This is a genomic window from Paraburkholderia phenazinium (assembly GCF_900100735.1).
Lineage (GTDB): Bacteria > Pseudomonadota > Gammaproteobacteria > Burkholderiales > Burkholderiaceae > Paraburkholderia > Paraburkholderia phenazinia.
Map to the genome: position 1 here is coordinate 1 of NZ_FNCJ01000025.1, position 19,432 is coordinate 19,432.

General features: G+C 63.5%; 18 protein-coding genes. 13 read left to right on the forward strand and 5 right to left on the reverse strand.

The genetic code is table 11. The features are described 5' to 3' along the window. From BLQ92_RS34540 to BLQ92_RS34560, 5 genes are all read left to right on the forward strand, one after another. Positions 1–399 (forward strand): porin (locus BLQ92_RS34540; RefSeq protein WP_143016731.1); only part of this gene is annotated, 399 nt, incomplete at its 5' end. Positions 400–517: 118 nt separating this feature from the next. Further along, positions 518–1,852 carry a sn-glycerol-3-phosphate ABC transporter substrate-binding protein UgpB gene (gene ugpB, locus BLQ92_RS34545; RefSeq protein WP_090694168.1) on the forward strand — a complete coding sequence of 445 codons (1,335 nt, stop codon included), beginning with the start codon at positions 518–520 and terminating at the stop codon, positions 1,850–1,852. Between the two features lie 95 nt (positions 1,853–1,947). Further along, positions 1,948–2,856 carry a sn-glycerol-3-phosphate ABC transporter permease UgpA gene (ugpA, locus tag BLQ92_RS34550; protein ID WP_090694172.1) on the forward strand — a complete coding sequence of 303 codons (909 nt, stop codon included), beginning with the start codon at positions 1,948–1,950 and terminating at the stop codon, positions 2,854–2,856. Then, a complete protein-coding gene (ugpE, locus tag BLQ92_RS34555) occupies positions 2,853–3,698 on the forward strand; it encodes a sn-glycerol-3-phosphate ABC transporter permease UgpE (RefSeq protein ID WP_090693877.1) in 846 nt (281 codons plus the stop codon). The genes ugpA and ugpE overlap by 4 nt, the downstream gene beginning before the upstream one ends. Positions 3,699–3,750: 52 nt before the next feature. Beyond that, positions 3,751–4,848 (forward strand): sn-glycerol-3-phosphate import ATP-binding protein UgpC, encoded by a 1,098-nt coding sequence (locus tag BLQ92_RS34560; RefSeq protein WP_090693881.1) that lies wholly within the window; start codon positions 3,751–3,753, stop codon positions 4,846–4,848. Between the two features lie 37 nt (positions 4,849–4,885). On the opposite strand, the gene BLQ92_RS34565 is transcribed toward BLQ92_RS34560, so the two are convergent. Beyond that, positions 4,886–5,911: a LacI family DNA-binding transcriptional regulator gene (locus BLQ92_RS34565; RefSeq protein WP_090693884.1), complete on the reverse strand. Its 1,026-nt coding sequence runs from the start codon at positions 5,909–5,911 to the stop codon at positions 4,886–4,888. Positions 5,912–6,109: 198 nt separating this feature from the next. Between BLQ92_RS34565 and BLQ92_RS34570 the strand changes: the two genes are divergently transcribed. Further along, positions 6,110–7,033, forward strand: coding sequence for a phosphatidylinositol-specific phospholipase C (locus tag BLQ92_RS34570; protein ID WP_175772188.1), 924 nt, complete (start codon positions 6,110–6,112; stop codon positions 7,031–7,033). Positions 7,034–7,037: 4 nt separating this feature from the next. Here the strand turns inward: BLQ92_RS34570 and BLQ92_RS34575 are convergent, their stop codons facing one another. The 3 genes from BLQ92_RS34575 to BLQ92_RS34585 form a co-directional block, all read right to left on the reverse strand. Beyond that, positions 7,038–7,421: a hypothetical protein gene (locus BLQ92_RS34575; RefSeq protein ID WP_090693888.1), complete on the reverse strand. Its 384-nt coding sequence runs from the start codon at positions 7,419–7,421 to the stop codon at positions 7,038–7,040. A gap of 309 nt (positions 7,422–7,730) precedes the next feature. Beyond that, positions 7,731–8,810: an aldose epimerase family protein gene (locus tag BLQ92_RS34580; RefSeq protein ID WP_090693893.1), complete on the reverse strand. Its 1,080-nt coding sequence runs from the start codon at positions 8,808–8,810 to the stop codon at positions 7,731–7,733. Positions 8,811–8,893: 83 nt separating this feature from the next. Beyond that, positions 8,894–10,111, reverse strand: a complete 1,218-nt coding sequence (locus BLQ92_RS34585) for a XylR family transcriptional regulator (protein WP_090693896.1) — start codon at positions 10,109–10,111, stop codon at positions 8,894–8,896. Between the two features lie 380 nt (positions 10,112–10,491). On the opposite strand from BLQ92_RS34585, the gene xylA reads away from it, so the two are divergent. The 6 genes from xylA to BLQ92_RS34615 all read left to right on the forward strand — a co-directional run bounded on the left by xylA (position 10,492) and on the right by BLQ92_RS34615 (position 17,960). Then, on the forward strand, positions 10,492–11,814 hold the full coding sequence (gene xylA, locus BLQ92_RS34590; RefSeq protein WP_090693900.1) for a xylose isomerase: 1,323 nt from the start codon (positions 10,492–10,494) through the stop codon (positions 11,812–11,814). Between the two features lie 14 nt (positions 11,815–11,828). Then, positions 11,829–13,307: a xylulokinase gene (gene xylB / locus BLQ92_RS34595; protein ID WP_090693904.1), complete on the forward strand. Its 1,479-nt coding sequence runs from the start codon at positions 11,829–11,831 to the stop codon at positions 13,305–13,307. A 183-nt stretch (positions 13,308–13,490) separates the two neighbouring features. After that, positions 13,491–14,519: a D-xylose ABC transporter substrate-binding protein gene (xylF, locus tag BLQ92_RS34600; protein WP_090693907.1), complete on the forward strand. Its 1,029-nt coding sequence runs from the start codon at positions 13,491–13,493 to the stop codon at positions 14,517–14,519. Between the two features lie 80 nt (positions 14,520–14,599). After that, positions 14,600–16,159, forward strand: coding sequence for a D-xylose ABC transporter ATP-binding protein (gene xylG, locus BLQ92_RS34605; RefSeq protein WP_090693911.1), 1,560 nt, complete (start codon positions 14,600–14,602; stop codon positions 16,157–16,159). Next, positions 16,156–17,355 carry a sugar ABC transporter permease gene (locus BLQ92_RS34610; protein WP_090693914.1) on the forward strand — a complete coding sequence of 400 codons (1,200 nt, stop codon included), beginning with the start codon at positions 16,156–16,158 and terminating at the stop codon, positions 17,353–17,355. Before xylG ends, BLQ92_RS34610 begins: the two co-directional genes overlap by 4 nt. 140 nt (positions 17,356–17,495) lie before the next feature. Beyond that, positions 17,496–17,960, forward strand: a complete 465-nt coding sequence (locus BLQ92_RS34615; protein WP_090693918.1) for a GNAT family N-acetyltransferase — start codon at positions 17,496–17,498, stop codon at positions 17,958–17,960. Here the strand turns inward: BLQ92_RS34615 and BLQ92_RS34620 are convergent. Further along, positions 17,957–18,802, reverse strand: a complete 846-nt coding sequence (locus BLQ92_RS34620; RefSeq protein WP_090693921.1) for an AraC family transcriptional regulator — start codon at positions 18,800–18,802, stop codon at positions 17,957–17,959. The genes BLQ92_RS34615 and BLQ92_RS34620 overlap by 4 nt on opposite strands. Before the next feature lie 188 nt (positions 18,803–18,990). On the opposite strand from BLQ92_RS34620, the gene BLQ92_RS34625 reads away from it, so the two are divergent. Further along, positions 18,991–19,392 carry a gamma-glutamylcyclotransferase family protein gene (locus BLQ92_RS34625; protein ID WP_090693925.1) on the forward strand — a complete coding sequence of 134 codons (402 nt, stop codon included), beginning with the start codon at positions 18,991–18,993 and terminating at the stop codon, positions 19,390–19,392. The last annotated feature ends 40 nt before the right edge of the window (positions 19,393–19,432 follow it).

Consider the following 19,432-nt stretch of genomic DNA (forward strand, 5'->3'; position numbering starts at 1 on the left):
GTGACGCTGGGCGTGTCGTACAGCAACACGCAGTACAAGGCGAGCAGCTTCTCTCTCTTCAAGGGCAAGGAGACCTTCAACTCGGCGGGCGCGACGGCCTCGTGGCAGGTCAACCCGGCGCTGCGCGTCGCGGCGGGCTACGACTACACGGCGGGCACGTCGATCCAGGGCCAGTCGGGTCCGAAGTACAACCAGTTCAACCTGTCGACGTTCTACTTCCTGTCCAAGCGTACGGCGCTGTACGGTCTGGTCGGCTATCAGAAGGCGAGCGGCAAGACTCTCGACCAGTACGGCAACATCGTGAACGCGACGGCGTCGATCGGCGACGTGGCGAACGGCATTTCGTCGGCCGGCGACACGCAGACGCTGGTGCGTGTGGGTATCCGTCACACGTTCTAAAACACGCAGCCATAGCGGCCGCGGCGAGGTCTTGCCGCGGCCGCATACGGTCCGCCCGCCGCGCGAGAGCGATAGCAGCGAGCGCGCGGCGGACGCACAAGACGATTGGGACAGACCTATGTTGAAAGCAAAATGGCTCCGCCAGGCGGTGGCCGCGGCCGCTGCGAGCGGCCTTGCGTTGTTTGCCGGCCAGGCCGCGCAGGCAGCCACCGAAATTCAGTTCTGGCATGCGATGGAAGCCTCGCTCGGCGAGCGCGTGAACGCCATCGCCGACGATTTCAACGCATCGCAAAGCGAGTACAAGATCGTGCCGGTCTTCAAGGGCAATTACGACCAGACCCTGGCGGCGGGCATCGCAGCTTATCGTAGTGGTGACGCGCCGGCGATCCTGCAGGTCTACGAAGTCGGCACCGCGACGATGATCGGCGCGAAGAAAGCCGTCGTGCCGGTGTGGAAGGTGTTCCAGGATGCCGGCGTGCCGCTCGATACGCACGCCTTCGTGCCGGCGATTGCCAGCTACTACAGCGAAGCGAAGACCGGCCGCCTGATTTCGATGCCATTCAACAGCTCGACGCCGATCCTGTACTACAACAAGGACGCGTTCCGCAAAGCCGGGCTTGACCCGAACCGTGCACCGCAGACCTGGGACGAAGTCGCCGCCGACGCCGCGAAGTTGAAGGCGAGCGGCATGGCCTGCGGCTTCTCGACGGCCTGGCAGGGCTGGACCCAGCTTGAAAATTACAGCGCATGGCATGGCGCCCCGTTTGCCACGAAGAACAACGGCTTCGACGGTCTCGATGCGTCGCTCGAATTCAACCAGCCGCTGCAGGTGAATCACATTGCCTTCCTGGCCAACATGGCGAAGCAGGGCACGTTTACCTACGCGGGTCGCAAGGACGAAGCAAACTCGAAGTTCTATAGCGGCGATTGCGGCATTGTGATCAACTCGTCGGGTGCGCTTGCCACGATTCGCAAGTCGGCGAAGTTCGATTTCGGCACCGGCATGATGCCGTACGACCCGTCGGTGAAGGGCGCGCCGCAAAACGCGATCATTGGCGGCGCGAGCCTGTGGGTGCTAGCCGGCAAGAACCCGCAAGTCTACAAGGGCGTAGCGAAGTTCCTCGCCTATCTCTCGAGCCCGGCAGTCGCCGCCAGGTGGCATGAAGACACCGGCTATCTGCCGGTGACTCAGGCCGCTTACGAACTCGCCCGTCAGCAAGGCTATTACGCCAAAAACCCCGGCGCCGAGACGGCCATCAAGCAGATGCTGAACAAGCCGCCGCTGCCGTACACGCAGGGCTTGCGTCTGGGCAACATGCCGCAGATCCGCACCGTGGTCGACGAAGAGCTCGAGCAGGTGTGGGCCGGTACCAAGACCCCGCAGCAAGGGCTCGATGCGAGCGTCGCACGTGGCAATGAACTGCTGCGCCGTTTCGAGCAGCAGCAGAACTAGTCAGTCAAGCTAACTTTTTCATCTGGGCTTCTCCGTTGGGCGGCTGCGCATCCGTGCGGCCGCCGTTTTTTACTTTCTACAAGCGCTTGTCTTCGATGCCAGCCAGCTTCAAGGGTCGCTCCCGCATCAGCTCAAGTTTTACCGCGAGTCCGCTGCCGTATCTGCTGCTCGCGCCGCAATTGATCATCACGCTCGTGTTCTTCGTCTGGCCGGCCGGTGAAGCGCTCTGGCAGTCGACGCAGGTGCAGGACGCATTCGGCACCTCGAGCGAATTTGTCGGCTTCGCCAATTTTACGCGGCTATTCCACGATCCCCTGTATCTCGCCTCGTTCGGCACGACGCTGGTGTTTTCGGCGCTGGTCACGTTTCTGGGGTTGTTCGCGGCCTTGTTGCTCGCCGCCGCGGCTAATCACGTGACGCGCGGTGTGCGCGTCTATCAGACCTTGCTGATCTGGCCGTATGCGGTTGCGCCGGCAATTGCCGCCGTGTTGTGGGGCTTCATGTTCAACCCGAGTATCGGTCTTGTCACCTACGGGCTGGCGAAGCTTGGCATTGTCTGGAATCACGCCTTGAACCCGGGCCAGGCGATGACGCTGGTGGTGCTGGCCTCGGTCTGGAAGCAGGTCAGCTACAACTTTCTGTTCTTCTATGCGGGGCTGCAGGCGATCCCGCGCTCGCTGATCGAAGCGGCTGCCATCGACGGCGCCGGTCCAGTGCGGCGCTTCTTCAATATTGCGTGGCCGTTGCTGTCGCCGACCAGCTTCTTTTTGCTGGTGGTCAATCTTCTGTACGCGCTATTCGATACGTTTCCCGTCATCGATGCCGCCACCGGCGGCGGTCCGGGGCAGTCCACCCGCACGCTGATCTACAAGATCTTCGACGAAGGTTTCAAAGGACTGGATATCGGCAGCTCCGGCGCGCAATCGGTCGTGCTGATGCTGATCGTGGTGGCGTTGAGCGTGGTCCAGTTCCGCTTCATTGAGAAAAAGGTGCAGTACACATGATCGAGAATCGCAAATGGTTCGACGTGTTCTGTCATGCGTTGCTGATCGCCGGTGTCGTGATCACGGTTTTTCCCGTGTATATCGCGCTGTGCGCGGCCACGCTCAGCGCTCGCGAGGTGCTGACGGTGCCGATGCCGCTCGTGCCCGGCACGCATCTGTTCGAGAACGTCGCCACGGTGCTGCGCGCGGGCACTGGGTATGCCGGCAATCCGTTCGGCCGCATGCTGCTCAATAGCCTCGTGATGGCGCTCGTCATTTCGCTCGGCAAGATCGCCGTGTCGATCCTCTCGGCGTACGCAGTGGTGTTTTTCCGCTTCCCGCTGCGGCAGGCCTCGTTCTGGCTGATCTTCGCGACGCTGATGCTGCCCGTCGAAGTGCGCATCTTCCCGACGGTTGCCGTGGTCTCGTCGATGCATCTGACCGATACCTATGCAGGCCTCACCTTGCCGTTGATCGCTTCGGCGACCGCGACTTTCCTGTTTCGCCAGTTCTTCAAGACGCTGCCCAACGAATTGCTCGAAGCCGCGCGCATCGATGGCGCCGGGGCGGTGCGTTTTTTCATCGACGTCGTGCTGCCGCTCTCCAGAACGAATATCGCGGCGCTCTTCGTCATCACCTTTATCTACGGCTGGAACCAGTATCTGTGGCCGATTCTCACGACGAGCGTCACTTCGATGACGACCGCCGTGGTCGGCATCAAAAGCATGATCGCGAGCGGCGACACGGCGACGGAATGGCAACTCGTGATGAGCGCCACGCTGCTCACCATGCTGCCGCCGCTGGTCGTGATCCTGGCGATGCAGCGCTGGTTCGTCAAAGGTCTCGTCGACGCGGAAAAGTGATCCGCGCGCAGCACAGCCTGACTCGAAAGCTCAATTCCAAGGAAACCTACGCGTGGCAACTCTTACATTCAGCGCGGTGCAGAAAGCATACGCCGGTCAGCAGCCGGTCTTGCAGGACATTGATCTGAACGTCGCCGATGGCGAATTCGTCGTGCTGGTCGGCCCGTCGGGCTGCGGCAAGTCGACCCTGCTGCGGATGGTGGCGGGGCTCGAAAGCGTGACGGCGGGGCAGATCGCGATCGGCTCGCGGGTCGTCAACAACCTGGAGCCGAAAGAGCGCGATGTAGCGATGGTGTTTCAGAACTACGCGCTCTATCCGCATATGAGCGTGGAAGAGAACATTGCCTACGGCCTGAAGATCCGCGGCACACCGGCCGCGACGATCCGCGAGCGCGTCGCGGCTGCCGCCGCGATGCTCGAACTGGGGCCGTTGCTCGCGCGCCGGCCGCGTGAACTCTCTGGCGGCCAGCGGCAGCGGGTGGCGATGGGCCGCGCGATGGTGCGCGAGCCGGCGCTGTTCCTGTTCGATGAGCCGCTCTCGAATCTGGACGCGAAGCTGCGCGGCCAGATGCGTGTCGAGCTGCGCAAGCTGCATGCGCGGCTCGGCACCACAAGCCTGTACGTGACGCACGATCAGGTCGAAGCGATGACGCTGGCGCAGCGGGTCGTGGTGCTCAATGGCGGCCGCATCGAGCAGATCGGCGCGCCGGCGGAAATCTACGAACGGCCCGCCAGCACCTTCGTGGCGAGCTTCATGGGGGCGCCTGCGATGAACCTGCTCAGGGGGCGTTTCAGCGCATCGGGGCAGACCTTCGCGGTAGCGGGCGGCCCGAGCTTGCCGCTCGCGGGCGTTGAACAGTCAGGCGTGACGCTGCAAGCCGACGGCGAATATGTGCTGGGGATCCGCCCGGAGCACATTGTGTGCGGCGAGCGCGCGGCGGCAGACGCTCACGCGTGCGTTTCACTGGAGGTGGAGGTCTGCGAGGTGCTCGGCGCGGACAATCTCGCACATGGAAAATGGCAGGGGCAAAGCCTCGTGGTGCGCTTGCCTCATCATCAGCGGCCGGACCCCGGCGCGGTGCTGCAGGTGCTGCTGCCGCCAGCGCAGATGCATTTCTTCGACGCGCACAGCGGGCGCCGGGTCGCCTGAGCGGCTGTCTTTGAGGGACTGCTTTTAAGCGACTCTCTTACTCGCAGGTGCGCCGCACGACGCTCGAGACGGGCACCGCGCGCACTCGCGATGCGCCGCGAAACGAATCCATCCGCTCCAGCAGCATCTCGACCGCGACGTTGGCCAGTCCTTCGGTATCCTGCCGAATCGTCGACAGCTCATAGTTCTCATAGCTCGCCGCCGGGATATCGTCGAACCCCACCACGGCGATATCCTGCGGCACGCGCAGATTGAAGCGCTGCCGCGCGATATCGATAAAACCGAGCGCCAGCAGGTCCGACGAGCAGAACACGCCGTCGGGCCGTTGCTGTTGCGGCTCGCCCAGCAGTTGCAGCGCGGCCTTCACGCCGCTCGCGTAATCGTCGGCGGGGGTGACGACCGTGACGACCGGCTCGCCACTCGCACCGACCACGCCTTTTACGGCACGCACGAATGCAGCACGGCGCGACTTGCCGCTATAGCTCGTCTTGCTCGGGCCGATGAAGGCAAGGCGGGTGGCGCCCGTGTCGACCAGCATGCGGGCGGCCATCGCGCCGCCGCCTGCGTTGTCGCTCACTACCACGTCGGCTTCGTCGAGATCGGCGCCCCGGTTGATCATCGTGACGGGTACCTTGAGCTTCAGATACTGGCGCGCCAGATCGAGCGGCGGCGAGGCGGACGTCATGATGACACCGGCGATCCGATAGCTCAGCAGCATTTCCAGCGAGTGCTTGGTTTGCGCGGGGTCTTCCGCGTTCATCACGAGCGGCGACAGGTTATGCTGGGTGAGGGCAAGCGAGATATGCGCGAGGAGCCGTGCGCGAAACGGATTCTCGAAGCCCGCGGTCACGACCCCGACTAGACTGCTGCGCTGCTGAATCATTTCGCGCGCAATCATGTTCACCTGATAGCCCATCGCGTTGGCTGCTTTCATCACGCGTTCGCGTGTTTCGGGGGCAATGCTGGCACCGGGAGTAAACGCACGCGAAACGGCCGAACGCGACACGCCGGCCCGGCGCGCGACGTCCGACGCCGTGACCCACAGTCTCTGCTTTTGAGTCATGTCATGATGTAAGTACGTGATGCCAACAAGCTTACCGCAACTTATTCGTCGGAATAGGCGCAAAAACGCGGCGCGGCAAAGTTTATTGGACCGTAAACGATTTCAGCGATGATTAGGCTTTCGCATTGCAAGGAGAGCTAGATTGAACCTGCCTGCCCAACCCCGTGAGCGTGCTCACGTTCATTTGAGCGTACGACCATGAGCGCTCACCTGATGCCGGCAGAGCCCGCTCTGGCGCGCTGGATGTCGGCGCTGCCAGACGAGCGCATGCTCAATCAACTGACGCTGCCGGGCAGCCACGACACCTGCGCATATACGGTCGACGATTCACTCGCTCGCACGCAAGGCGCGACGTTGACGGAGCAGCTCGCGCATGGTGTGCGCGTGCTCGATATCCGTTGCCGGCATGAAGACGACGTCTTTCACATCAATCACGCGCGCATCGCGCTCGGCCTGATGTTCGATGATGTGATCGCAGACTGCGCTGGTTTTCTTGCGCAGCACCCGAGCGAATGCATCGTCATGTCGGTGAAGGACGAGTGCGGCACACGGGCCTGCACGCGCAGCTTCGAGGCTACGTTCGAAGCGTATCTGGTGCGCTATCCGGAGGTTCGCTGGTATTTGGGGAATACGACTCCATGCCTCGCCGACGTGCGAGGTTCGATCGTGCTGCTCAGGCGCTTCGAGAGCGCGACGCCGCTTGGCATCGATCTCTCGGCGTGGCCCGACAATTCGACTTTCGATCTCGACATCGAAGGTGCAGCTTTTACGATTCAGGATGAGTTTCGCGTACCGGTGCGGGTGTCGATGGAGTACAAGTGGCGGGTCATCGAGGCGCTGCTGGCGCGTACGCCGCAGCTGAGCGCTGCGCGCTGGGTGCTGAACTTTTGCAGCGGCACCGGAATGGCCGCCAACCCGCACGCGGTGGCCTGCGGCGATCAGGCGGTGCGCGGCATGAACGAGCGCTTCACTGAGCGCATCAACGAACGCATCAATGAACAACCCGGCCAGCACGACGGCCCGGCCGGGACGGTGATGATCGACTTTTGCGAGCATGACGATTGGGCGCTGGTGCGGGCCCTGGTGGCGCGCAATCCGCTTCAGATCATGCCCGCTGGATAAGGGGCTAGTTGCTGCTGGCCTGCTTGCTGCCGCCCAGCGTCACGGTGATCGACGGTGTGTATTGCGGCACGGTAATCATTGCATCCTCATCGTCGTCGCCGGTGCCACCCGCGGCGAAGTGGAACTGCGGACGCGGAATCTGGGTCTTCGACGCTTTGATGGTCGTCGAGACCGGGTCGTAGCCAGTCTTCTCGCATTTGATCTGCAGGTCCGAATCTGAGCGGCGCACGTCGACGTTATCGGGAGCCGTTACCGTCCAGTCGCCCTTGGAATTGGTCAGGCTGCATTTGGCATCCGCAACGGGGCCGTTGCTGTCCACCACCGCGATCGAGAGCGTCTCGCGATCCCTGTTTTCGCCGCCGTTGTTGGCATTGGAGGCGCCGGTCACGTTGACGGTGTTGGCGTTCTGCAGGGTGTGGCTGTCAGCGCTGACAAAGCCGGCAGCGCCTGCATGGATCGAGGCTAAAGAAAGCGTTGCGGCGGCAACGGCTTTGAGAGTCTTGTTAATTTTGTTTCTCCTTCAGCTTAAGCGGCGGTGTAGTAAAGGTCTTTTATAGTAGCCGCCTTTTGAGCGGCTCCGCAGGACTCTATCACGCCGATTTGCGCTTGAAATCAGCTACTACGAAAGGAGAATGTGGCTCTTGATGCGCCATGCATGGCGAGGCCGGGCTGCCGCGCCTTGCACTCGTTACCGTGCTCAGATACCCGTACGGACTCCCACACGATACTGCGTGAGCTGCCGGTACTGCGCGCCGGGACGCAACACCACCTGATCGGGTTCGGCCATATTGATCTGGTTGGGAAAGCCACCGGCCTCGAGGCACAGCCCCGCATACTTCGCATAAGTGATGCCGCCGCGACCCGGCTCGCCTTCGAGGTGGTTGCCGGTATAGAACTGCAGGCCCCATTGATCGGTGAGGACGGTGAGTTCGCGCCCGCTGCCGGGCTCGTAGACGCGGGCCACTTCGCGCACCGGCCGCGCCGGGTGAGGTATGCCGCCTGCATCGTGCAACACGTAGCAATGATCGAAGCCGCCCGCGAGCGCGAGTTGCGTATTCGGCCAGTCGAGCCGTGCGCCCAGGGGGGCGCTCTGGCGAAAGTCGAATGCATTGCCTGCGACCTCGGTGCGCTGGAACGGGATCATCGCTGCATCGACTTCGAAGAACGCGTCCGCATCGATCGACACCACATGGCCGCGAACATCGGAGGCCGGGTTGCCGCTCAGATTGAAATACGGATGGCTCGTCAGGCTGAGCGGCGTCGGCGCATCGGCGAGCGCCTCGTAGGCGATCGTCAGCGTGCCGTCGTCGTCAAGCGTGTAGCGTACCTGCACGGACAGATTGCCAGGAAAGCCCGCGTCACCCTCCGGCGACTCGAGCCGCATCACGAGCGCACCGTTATCCTCGCTGGCTTGCCAGTGCTGGCGGTTAAAGCCGCTCGCGCCGCCATGCAGCAGGTTGTCGCCCTCGTTGCGATCGAGCGTGTATTCGATGCCGTCGAGCGTGAAGCGCGCTCCGGCAATCCGGTTCGCCCAGCGGCCGATCAGGCCACCCATATAGGTGGTCGACGCAAGGTAGTCAGCCGGCGTGTCGTGACCGAGCAGGATGTCGCCAAGCTTGCCGGTACGGTCCGGCGCATGCCAGGACACTAGCGTGGCGCCCAGCTCGCTCACGCTTACCTTCATGCCGTGTGCATTGCGCAGTGTGAAGAGATGGACGGGGTCGCCACCGGGCACAGTGCCCCAGGGGGCGGTCGAGAAGCGTGCTTGACTGATCATATCGGTGGGAGAGAAAGAGATTCCAAAAAAGCCAACGCGAACCCAATGCAAGGCCAACGCGGTGTGCGCCGTGCCTGCCGTATCTAGCCTGGCGCGGCAGTCGACTTCGTGCGTTCCTGATATTCGCGCGGCGTGCAGCCGAGTTCACGGCGGAATACCGCGTACATGTACTGCAGCGACGTGAAGCCACAACGGATCGCGACTTCCGCGCTCGAGGCGTCGCGTTTGGCGAGCAGCGCCTTGGCCGCATCGAGCTTATGCCGCAGGATCTCCTGATGCACCGTACATTGCAACTCACGCCGAAAATATTCTTCCAGCGAAGAGCGCGACACGCCGACGTAATCGGCTACCTGTTCGGTGCGGATGCCCTGGCAGCCGTACTGACGGATGAAGTGCCGCGCGCGCATCACATATGGGCTCGTGAGCGGCTGGTGCCGGGTAGATTCGAGCACATTGATGCCGACCGGCGGCACGCGGATGCGCCGGCCCGGAAAGCGCGCGCCATGCAGCATCTGATGCAGCAGGTGGGCGGCGGTGCGGCCCATTTCTTCGGTGCCCTGGATCACGGACGAAAGTGGAATACGGGTGAGGGTACGGGTCAACGGATCGTTGTCGATGCCGATGATGGCGACCTCCTCGGGCACCGCAATACCGGCGATCAGGCAGGCCTGCAGCAGTTGGCGGGCGCGCGCGTCGGTCACCGCAATGATGCCGACAGGTTTTTCCAGCTTTTCCAGCCAGCCGGTGAGCTGTTCGATCGCCTGATTCCACGCCGGCGCGCTGGTGGACAGGCCGCGGTAGATCTCGGCGTCGATCTCCTCGGCGCTGCGCCCTTCAGCGGCGCGCAGGCCGGCAAAGGCCAGTTCGCGCTGCTGCGCCCAACGGTTCTCGGGCGCTTGCGGCAGACTGTAGAGGGCGAAGTGCGCGAGTCCTGCGCCGATCAGATGGGTATAGGCGAGCGAGACGAGCTTGGCGTTATCGGTCGCGATATACGGCAGATCGGTCGGGTATTGCGTCTCGTCCTCGTACGACGAGCCGACCGCCACCACCGGCAGCGGGCAATCACGCAGGGCTTCGCAGACTGCGGGGTCGTCGAAGTCCGCGATGATGCCGTCGCCGTCGAAGCGCTCGATGCCGGTCAGGCGGCAGCGGAAGTCCTCCTCCAGAAACAGGTCCCACGCGACGCGGGTCGAGAGCAGGTAATTGCCGATGCCGCTGATGATCTCGCGGTCGTACACCTTGTTCGCGTTGAACAGCAGGGCGATTCGATGCGGCGTTTGCGGCGTCTGGGGTCGGGTCATCGCGGGTGACGGCGCGCGGACCTTGCGGGCGGCGGGCCGTTGTCTCCTTTTAAGCGTCTGGTTATTTTAGGCCGGGTTTGGGTGGCGTGTGCGTGGCGCTGACGCAAGCGGTGAGAAACATTAGCTGGGCTGCGCAATTTCGCAATTGCGGGGCGCTGCCGCGCGCGGCAGCATGGCGTCAGCTTGTCGAACTCGCGCAGTCCCATGCAGCGCCATGCTGCATGGGGCCGCCTACCTGGCGCGGGTTGCACTGCAGCAATAAGTACCCAACACCTTTCATGGGACCGGAGTAAGAGCTTTGCATGGCACCAAAGTAACGCGCTAAAGCGCGAACTCTGGTCGACAGCTAAAGCACTAACTCCGGTCGACAGGAGACACTGATGTCCTACTTCGAACACATTCCCGCTGTCCGTTATGAAGGCCCGCAATCGGACAACCCGCTCGCTTTTCACCATTACGACCGCACCAGGCGCGTGCTCGGCAAGACGCTCGAGGAGCATCTGCGCATCGCCGTCTGCTACTGGCACACCTTCGTGTGGCCGGGCGTGGACATCTTCGGGGAGGGCACCTTCGCACGCCCATGGCAGCAACCGGGCGATCCGATGGAGCGCGCCCACCAGAAAGCCGATGCCGCGTTCGAGTTTTTCTCGAAGCTCGGCACCCCTTACTACACGTTCCACGATACCGATGTCGCTCCCGATGGCAGCAGCCTGAAGGAGTACAGCGAGAACTTCACGCGGATCGCCGACTATCTGGCGCGCAAGCAGCAGGACACCGGCGTCAAGCTGCTGTGGGGTACGGCCAACCTGTTCTCGCATCGGCGTTATGCCGGCGGTGCGGCGACCAATCCGAATCCCGACGTATTTGCATTCGCCGCCACCCAGGTGCGCCACGCGCTCGACGCTACCCAACGGCTAGGCGGCGAGAACTACGTGCTGTGGGGCGGCCGCGAAGGCTACGAGACGCTGCTCAATACCGACCTCAAGCGTGAACGCGATCAGTTCGCGCGCTTTCTCAGCATGGTGGTCGAGCATTCGCACAAGATCGGCTTCAAGGGCACGCTCCTGATCGAACCGAAACCGCAGGAGCCGACCAAGCATCAATACGATTACGACGTCGCCGCCGTGCACGGCTTCCTCACGCAATACGGCTTGCAGAACGAGATTCGCGTCAACATCGAGGCCAATCACGCAACGCTCGCGGGACACTCGTTTCATCACGAGATTGCCACGGCATTTGCGCTCGGCATCTTCGGCAGCGTCGACGCGAATCGCGGCGACCCGCAAAACGGCTGGGATACGGACCAGTTTCCGAACAGCGTCGAGGAACTGACGCTTGCCTTCTATGAAATCCTCAGACACGGCGGCTTTACGACCGGTGGCATGAACTTCGACGCCAAGGTGCGGCGCCAGAGCGTCGACGCGGAGGATCTGTTCTATGGGCATATCGGCGCCATCGATAACCTGGCGCTCGCGGTCGAGCGCGCCGCCGTGCTGGTCGAAAACGACCGCCTCGAACAGTTCAAACGCCAGCGTTACGCCGGCTGGGACACCGAGTTCGGCCGCAAGATTCTTTCCGGTGGCTATTCGCTGGCGACGCTCGCCAGCGACGCGCTCGATCGCGGCCTGAATCCGCAGCATGCGAGCGGTCAGCAGGAGCGCCTGGAAAACGTCGTGAACCAGGCGGTCTACGGTCTGCGCTAAGCGAGGATTGCGACATGTTCATCGGTATCGACCTCGGCACCTCGGGCGTCAAGGCCGTGCTGCTCGACCGCGACGGACAGGTGCGCGCGACGGCTTCACACCCGCTCACGGTGAGCCGGCCACAGCCGCGCTGGTCCGAACAGGCGCCGCAGGACTGGTGGCAGGCGAGCACGGCGGCGCTCGCCGAGCTGCTCGCACAGGCGCGCGGTGCCGGCATCGGCGCGCAGCAGATCGAAGCGCTTGGCCTCACCGGCCAGATGCACGGCGCGACCTTGCTGGACGCGCAAGGCGAGGTATTGCGCCCGGCAATTCTATGGAATGACGGGCGCTCGGATGCCGAATGCCGCGAACTCGAGGCGAGCGTGCCGCAACTGCGCAGCGTGGCGGGTAATCTGGCGATGCCGGGGTTTACTGCGCCCAAACTGCTATGGGTACGCAAGCACGAACCGGAGATCTTCGCGCGCATCGCCCATGTGCTGTTGCCGAAAGACTACCTGCGCTATCGCTTGACCGGCGGCTTTGCCACCGATCCGTCGGACGCGGCGGGCACGCTCTGGCTCGACGTGGCGCAACGCGACTACAGCGCGGCCTTGCTCGGCGCCTGTGGCCTGTACCAGAAGCAGATGCCCAAGGTGTTCGAGGGTAACCAGGTGACGGGCCTGCTCAAGCCGGAACTCGCACGCGAGTGGGGCCTGCGCGAGATTCCCGTGATCGCGGGCGGCGGCGACAACGCGGCGGGCGCGGTGGGCGTGGGCATCGTCAGGCCGAAGCAGGCGATGCTGTCGCTCGGCACCTCCGGTGTGTATTTCGCGGTATCCGACGGCTTTCTGGCCAACCCCGCATCGGCGGTGCATAGCTTCTGTCATGCCTTGCCGCAGACGTGGCATCTGATGTCGGTGATGCTCAACGCGGCGGGCTGCCTCGACTTCACCGCGCAACTAACAGGCTATGCCGACGTCGCCGCGCTGCTCGCCGATGCCGAACGCGAGGCGCGCGATCGCCGGCCGTGGTTCCTGCCTTATCTGTCGGGCGAGCGCACGCCGCACAACAACGTCAACGCAAAGGGCGTGTTTTACGGACTTGCGCCGCAAACCAGCCGTGCCGACCTCGCGAACGCAACCCTCGAAGGTGTCGGTTTCGCCTTGCTCGACGGCATGGATGCGCTGCACGCGGCGGGGCTCGTGCCCGACGAGATCTCGGTGATCGGCGGCGGCTCGCGCAGCGCCTACTGGACTCAGATGCTGGCGGATCTCGCCGGGCGCCCGCTAACCTTGCGCGCCGGTGGCGAAGTCGGTCCGGCGCTGGGCGCGGCGCGGCTTGCGCATCTGGCGCTGGAGCCCGGCGCACCGCTCGATGCGATCTGCCCGACCCCCGAGATTCTCGCCGTGCGCGAACCCGACATGGTGCGTCACGCGTGGTATCGCAATGAACGGCGCCCGACCTTTCATGCGCTGTATCGGGCGCTCGAACCGGTGTTTGCCGGACACGCCTAGCGTGCCGCGCACGGGGCTGCCATTGCCAACCCGTCGAACAGAAAACTAAAGAAACACGCGGCCGCACTGGCCGCGCCGCAAGCGGTAGTACCTGGTAGTCCCTAGTAGTCTGTATCCGGCCGCGCGCTGTGTCGCGCAGGCCGTTAATCCGGCATTGCCGGCGATAAGAGAGAGGAGTGAGACATGAAATTCGCAACGCGTCGTTCTGTTCTGGGTTCGCTTGTGTGTGGAGCGGTGCTCGCCAGCCTGTCGCTCGCCGCGCCGCTTGCGCACGCGAGCAAGGATCATCCGGAAATCGGTTTCTGTATCGATGACCTGCGGGTCGAACGCTGGTCGCGCGATCGCGACTATTTTGTGGCTGCCGCGGAAAAACTCGGCGCCAAGGTGTCGGTGCAATCGGCTGACGCCAGCGAAGAGCGGCAGATCTCGCAGATCGAGAACCTGATTTCGCGCGGCGTCGACGTGATCGTGATCGTGCCGTTCAATTCGAAGACGCTCGGCAACGTGGTGGCCGAGGCGAAGAAAGCGGGTATCAAGGTGGTGTCGTACGACCGTCTGATTCTCGATGCCGATATCGACGCCTATATCTCCTTCGATAACGAAAAGGTCGGTGAACTGCAGGCTCAAGGCGTCTATGACGCACAGCCGAAGGGCAACTACTTCCTGCTCGGCGGCGCACCTACCGACAACAACGCCAAGATGTTGCGCGAAGGCCAGTTGAAGATCCTCAAGCCGGCGATCGACCGCGGCGACATCAAGGTGGTCGGCCAGCAGTGGGTGCCGGAGTGGAGTGCGTCGACAGCTCTGCGCATCATGGAAGATGCCCTGACCGCGAACAACAACAAGATCGATGCGGTGGTGGCGTCCAACGACGGCACCGCAGGTGGCGCGATCCAGGCGCTCGCGGCGCAGCATATGGCCGGCAAGGTGCCGGTGTCGGGCCAGGACGCGGACCTTGCGGCCGTCAAGCGGGTGATTGGCGGCACACAGACAATGACGGTCTACAAGCCGCTCAAGCTGATCGCCAGCCAGGCAGCAACCCTTGCCGTGCAGCTCGCCAAGGGCGAGAAGCCCGCCTATAACGCGCAGTACGACAACGGCAAGAAGAAGGTGGACACCATCCTGCTGCAACCGACGCTTCTCACCAGGAGTAACGTGGATATCGTCGTGAAGGACGGTTTCTATACCCAGGCGCAGCTCGCGAGCCAATAAGTGGAATCGACGCGCGGTGGCGCCTGCTGCGGCTTGCACGCAGCGGCGTTGCCGCGCTCCCTGCAGCGAGGCAAATGGGTATGACGCAACCTTTACTGGCGATGCACAACATCGTCAAAGCGTTTTCCGGCGTGAAGGCACTCGACGGTATCGATCTGGCGGTTGCGCCCGGCGAGTGCGTTGGCCTGTGCGGCGAAAACGGCGCGGGCAAATCGACGCTGATGAAAGTGCTCTCCGGAGTCTATCCGTACGGCACCTGGGACGGCGAAATCCTCTGGGAAGGGCAGCCGCTCAAGGCGGCCAACGTGCGCGATACCGAACGCGCCGGGATCGTGATCATCCACCAGGAGTTGATGCTGGTGCCGGAGCTGTCGGTGGCGGAGAACATCTTTCTCGGCAACGAAATCACGCTGCCGGGCGGTCGCATGAACTACGCGGCGATGTTCCAGCGCGCCGACGAACTGCTGCGTGAACTGCATATCGTGGGCATCAATGTGGCGCAGCCGGTGATGAATTACGGCGGCGGCCATCAGCAGTTGATCGAGATTGCCAAGGCGCTCAACAAGCGCGCAAAGCTCTTGATTCTCGACGAACCGTCGTCGTCGCTGACCAGTTCGGAGACGCAGATTCTGCTCGATATCGTGCGCGATCTGAAGCGGCGCGGCGTGGCCTGCGTGTATATCTCGCACAAGCTCGACGAGGTCGAAGCCGTGTGCGACACGATCACGGTGATCCGCGACGGCCGCCATGTCGCGACGGAACCCATGCGCGCGCTGACCACCGATCGCATCATCGCGATGATGGTGGGCCGCGAGATCACCAATCTGTTTCCGCGCGAGCCGCGGCCGCTTGGCGAGGTGATCTTCGAAGCGCGGCATGTGACCTGTTTCGACGTCACCAATCCGCGTCGCAAGCGGGTCGACGATGTGTCGTTCACCTTACGACGCGGCGAGATACTCGGTGTGGCTGGACTGGTGGGGGCGGGACGCACGGAATTGATGCAGGCGATCTTCGGCGCTTATCCCGGCGTGTGCGAGGCGACCGTGCTGCTCGACGGCAAGCCTCTGAAGATCCGCGCACCGGCCGATGCGATTCGCGCCGGTATCGGCATGGTTCCGGAGGATCGCAAGCGTCACGGCATCGTGCCGCAGCTGAGCGTCGGGCACAACATCACCTTGTCGGTCTTGCAGCGCTTTGCCAAGGGCGCGCGTATCGACTCGGCGGCCGAGCTCGATACGATTCATACGGAGATGAAGCGGCTCTCGGTGCGCGCGGCGCATCCGATGCTGTCGATTGCGAGCCTTTCCGGCGGCAATCAGCAGAAGGCCGTGCTCACCCGCATGCTGTTGACCGACCCGAAGGTGCTGATCCTCGATGAGCCGACTCGCGGCGTCGATGTCGGCGCCAAATATGAAATCTACAAACTGATCGTGCAGCTCGCACAGCGCGGCATGTCGATCGTGATGGTGTCGTCGGAAATGCCCGAGGTGCTCGGCATCAGCGATCGTGTGCTGGTGATCGGCGAGGGTGAATTGCGCGGCGACTTCATCAACGACGGCCTGACCCAGGAGGACATCCTCACCGCCGCGATCCGTCCGGCGCAGCGAGCCACGAATCTAACCGGAGCGAGCGCAGCATGACTCCCGATGTCACTTCCCAATCCCCGAAAGACGCCTCATCGCACGGATCGTTCGGCGGGGCGCAGCGCGTGCAGCAACTGTTCGCGCGCTACAAGATTCTCGCGTTGCTGTTTGCGGTGGCGGCCATCTGGATCTTCTTTTCGTTTCTGACCAGCGGGGCGTTCATCACGCCGCGCAATCTGTCGAACCTGTTGCGGCAGATGTCGATCACCGGCATGCTCGCCTGCGGCATGGTGTTCGTCATTATCGCGGGCGAGATCGATCTGTCGGTGGGTTCGCTCCTCGGCCTGCTCGGCGGCGTCGCGGCGATTCTCGACGTCAACCGTCATTGGCCGATCGGCGTCACCGTGCCGGTGGTGATGGTGCTCGGTGTGCTGGTGGGTCTTTTCAACGGCTGGTGGTCGACCTACCGGCGGGTGCCGTCGTTTATCGTCGGTTTGGGCGGCATGCTGGCCTATCGCGGCATTCTGCTCGGCGTGACCGGCGGCTCGACCATCGCGCCCGTGTCCGATAGCTTCGTGTTCGTCGGTCAGGGTTATCTGCCGAGGCTCGCGGGCGATACGCTGGCAGTGGTGCTGTTCGCGCTGCTGGCGCTTCTGACCGTGCGGCAGCGGCGCAACCGGCAGCGCTACCAGTTGCCGGTGGTGCCGGTCTGGCAGGACGCGGCGAAGATCGTCGGGGCGGGCGTGATCCTGTTCGCCTTTGTGGCGACGCTCGACCGCTACGGCGGCATCCCGGTGCCGGTGCTGTTGCTGCTGGCGCTGCTGGGCATCTTCACCTGGATCGCGACGCAAACCGTGTTCGGGCGCCGCATTTATGCCGTGGGTTCCAACCTCGAAGCGACGCGTCTGTCGGGCGTGAATACGAACCGCGTGAAGCTGGCGATCTTCGCGCTGATGGGCTTGATGTGCGCGTTCGGCGGCATCGTCAATACGGCGCGGCTGGCAGCGGGCTCGCCTTCGGCCGGATCGATGGGCGAGCTGGATGCGATCGCGGCATGCTTTATCGGCGGCACCTCGATGCGTGGCGGCTCGGGGACCGTGTATGGCGCCTTGATCGGCGCGCTGGTGATGGCGAGTCTCGACAATGGCATGTCGATGCTCGACGTGGATGCGTACTGGCAGATGATCGTCAAAGGCAGCATCCTGGTGCTGGCGGTGTGGATCGACGTGGTGTCGGGGTCGAACCGGCGATGATCGGGCGATGTGATCTGTAAGCGTAACGTCATCTTTTTGCGCTATTTCATCCGTCCCCATCCGTCTCGGGACAAACAGCCATTGCCAGCACGGGCAGCCTGTTTTACCGTTGTGCCGACCACCCATTTGCCCGCCGTGCCATGTTCGTTCCTAACGATGCACCGTCGCCGTTCCAGTTGCGCAAAGCCAGCATGGACGACTTCGCGTTTGCCGAAGCGCTGACCCGCAACAACATGGGCGGCTATTATCACCGGCACCATCTGGTCTGGCGCAGCGATCTGTTCCTCGGCAGCTGGCGCGAGTCGGAGAACTACATCCTCGAAATGGACGGCCAGGCGGCCGGTGTGCTGCGCATCACGGAGGAGGGCGATTCGCTGCATATCCGCGACGTGCAGATTGCCGACGGTTTCCGCCGGCGCGGTGCGGGAACCTATCTGCTGGAACTGTCGCATCAATGGGCGCGCGAGCGCGGCTTGCGCGAACTGCAACTGCGTGTGTTCGTCGACAATCCCGCGGCGCGGCTTTATCTGCGCATGGGTTACAAGCTCGCCGGGCCGCGCCTCGCGCAACTCGGCGCCATCCGTCACCTGGCGCGGCGCGTCTAAGGGCCGGCCTGCGTATCCATCTCAGGCTGGTCACGTTCCGAACCGCGTTCGATGAAGGCGCGCGGACTCGTGCCGAAGGCGCGCCGGAACATCGCCGAAAAGGCGCTTTGGCTTTGATAGCCCAATTCCAGCGCCACGTGCGCGAGCGGCCGCCCCTGGCTTAACAACGGAATCGCCCGGGCCAGCAGCGCCTGCTGGCGCCATTGCGAAAAGCTCACGCCCAACTCCTGACGAAACAGCCGTGCAATCGTACGGGTACTGGCGCCGACGCTCGCGGCCCACTGTTCGAGCGAATCGGAGTTGGCCGGGTCCGCGATCACAGCTTCGCATAGCGCCCGCAGGCGCTTTTCGTTGGGCATCGGCACGGACAGCGGCAGCGGCTCGGAGCGGGTCAGCTCATCGAGCGCCAAGGCCCCGAGCACCTGTTCTCGGGTGGCCGAGATTCCGGGCGTATCGAGTGCTGCAATCACTTCGCGCAGCAGGTTCGACACCTCCACCACGCGGCAGGCATCCAGTCCCGGCGGGACGGCATTCTCTTCGATATAGAGCGTGCGCAAGAAGGCATCCTCGACGATCACCACTTCGTGCGTCACATGCGGCGGCACCCAGATGGCCCGCGACGGCGGCACCATCCACGTGGTGCCGAGCGTGCCGATGCGCAGCACGCCGCGCGACGCGTAGGCGACCTGGGCCCACGCGTGGGTATGACGGGCGATGCGCACGCCGGCCGGCATCGGCCGCGAGCGCACGCGGATCGGATGGGTCGGCGTCGGCGCGAATGCCGGCGGAATATCGGCGAAATCGACCTGGGTGGAGAGCGTGGAAGCGTCGGATCCATTCATGACGGTGAGACCGGGCGGAACCCTGAACGGTTAGGTGGCTCCCATTGTAGGGCGTCAGGCTGTCTGTGGCTCGAGCTGGTAGTTCTTGCAAGCCGCGGGCCACGGCGCAGGGGCATAATGCACTGCTCAACCAACCTGCCACCCGGGTCACGGAACCCGTATTGATCCAACCGAGAGGACTCACCACGATGCAGAAAGTTTTCGTGTACGGCACCCTGCGGGCCGGCGAGATCAACGACATCAGCGAGGCCGCCGCGCGGCACGACATCGCCGAACCGACGCTGCTCGGCACGACCACGGTGCGCGGCCACCTGTTCGACTTCGGTAACTATCCGGGGCTGGTGCCCGACGAGGCGGGGCCGCCGGTGCACGGCGATGTCTATGAAATCGATCCGGAGCTGATCGCCGTACTCGATGAAATCGAGGAGATTTATCCCGGTGTCGAGGGTCTGTTCGTGGCGCGCCAGGTCACGGTCGAAGTGGACGGCGCGGCGCTGGCATGCCGCTTCTATCCGGTTGCGAAAAGCGCGGTGAAGGGCTTGCCCGAGATTCGTGGCGGCGACTGGGTGGCGCATCGCCGCTCACGCTAACCTGCACTGAGCCGCACGAGCTAGCATTAGCCCATACGGG

Coding starts and splice junctions, on each gene's coding strand:
- BLQ92_RS34620 (WP_090693921.1), bottom strand. CDS start 18,802: ATGAATGGATCCGACGCTTCCACGCTCTCCACCCAGGTCGATTTCGCC.
- BLQ92_RS34580 (WP_090693893.1), bottom strand. CDS start 8,810: ATGATCAGTCAAGCACGCTTCTCGACCGCCCCCTGGGGCACTGTGCCC.
- ugpE (WP_090693877.1), top strand. CDS start 2,853: ATGATCGAGAATCGCAAATGGTTCGACGTGTTCTGTCATGCGTTGCTG.
- ugpB (WP_090694168.1), top strand. CDS start 518: ATGTTGAAAGCAAAATGGCTCCGCCAGGCGGTGGCCGCGGCCGCTGCG.
- BLQ92_RS34610 (WP_090693914.1), top strand. CDS start 16,156: ATGACTCCCGATGTCACTTCCCAATCCCCGAAAGACGCCTCATCGCAC.
- BLQ92_RS34625 (WP_090693925.1), top strand. CDS start 18,991: ATGCAGAAAGTTTTCGTGTACGGCACCCTGCGGGCCGGCGAGATCAAC.
- xylF (WP_090693907.1), top strand. CDS start 13,491: ATGAAATTCGCAACGCGTCGTTCTGTTCTGGGTTCGCTTGTGTGTGGA.
- BLQ92_RS34585 (WP_090693896.1), bottom strand. CDS start 10,111: ATGACCCGACCCCAGACGCCGCAAACGCCGCATCGAATCGCCCTGCTG.
- xylB (WP_090693904.1), top strand. CDS start 11,829: ATGTTCATCGGTATCGACCTCGGCACCTCGGGCGTCAAGGCCGTGCTG.
- xylG (WP_090693911.1), top strand. CDS start 14,600: ATGACGCAACCTTTACTGGCGATGCACAACATCGTCAAAGCGTTTTCC.
- xylA (WP_090693900.1), top strand. CDS start 10,492: ATGTCCTACTTCGAACACATTCCCGCTGTCCGTTATGAAGGCCCGCAA.
- ugpA (WP_090694172.1), top strand. CDS start 1,948: ATGCCAGCCAGCTTCAAGGGTCGCTCCCGCATCAGCTCAAGTTTTACC.
- BLQ92_RS34615 (WP_090693918.1), top strand. CDS start 17,496: ATGTTCGTTCCTAACGATGCACCGTCGCCGTTCCAGTTGCGCAAAGCC.
- BLQ92_RS34570 (WP_175772188.1), top strand. CDS start 6,110: ATGAGCGCTCACCTGATGCCGGCAGAGCCCGCTCTGGCGCGCTGGATG.
- BLQ92_RS34565 (WP_090693884.1), bottom strand. CDS start 5,911: ATGACTCAAAAGCAGAGACTGTGGGTCACGGCGTCGGACGTCGCGCGC.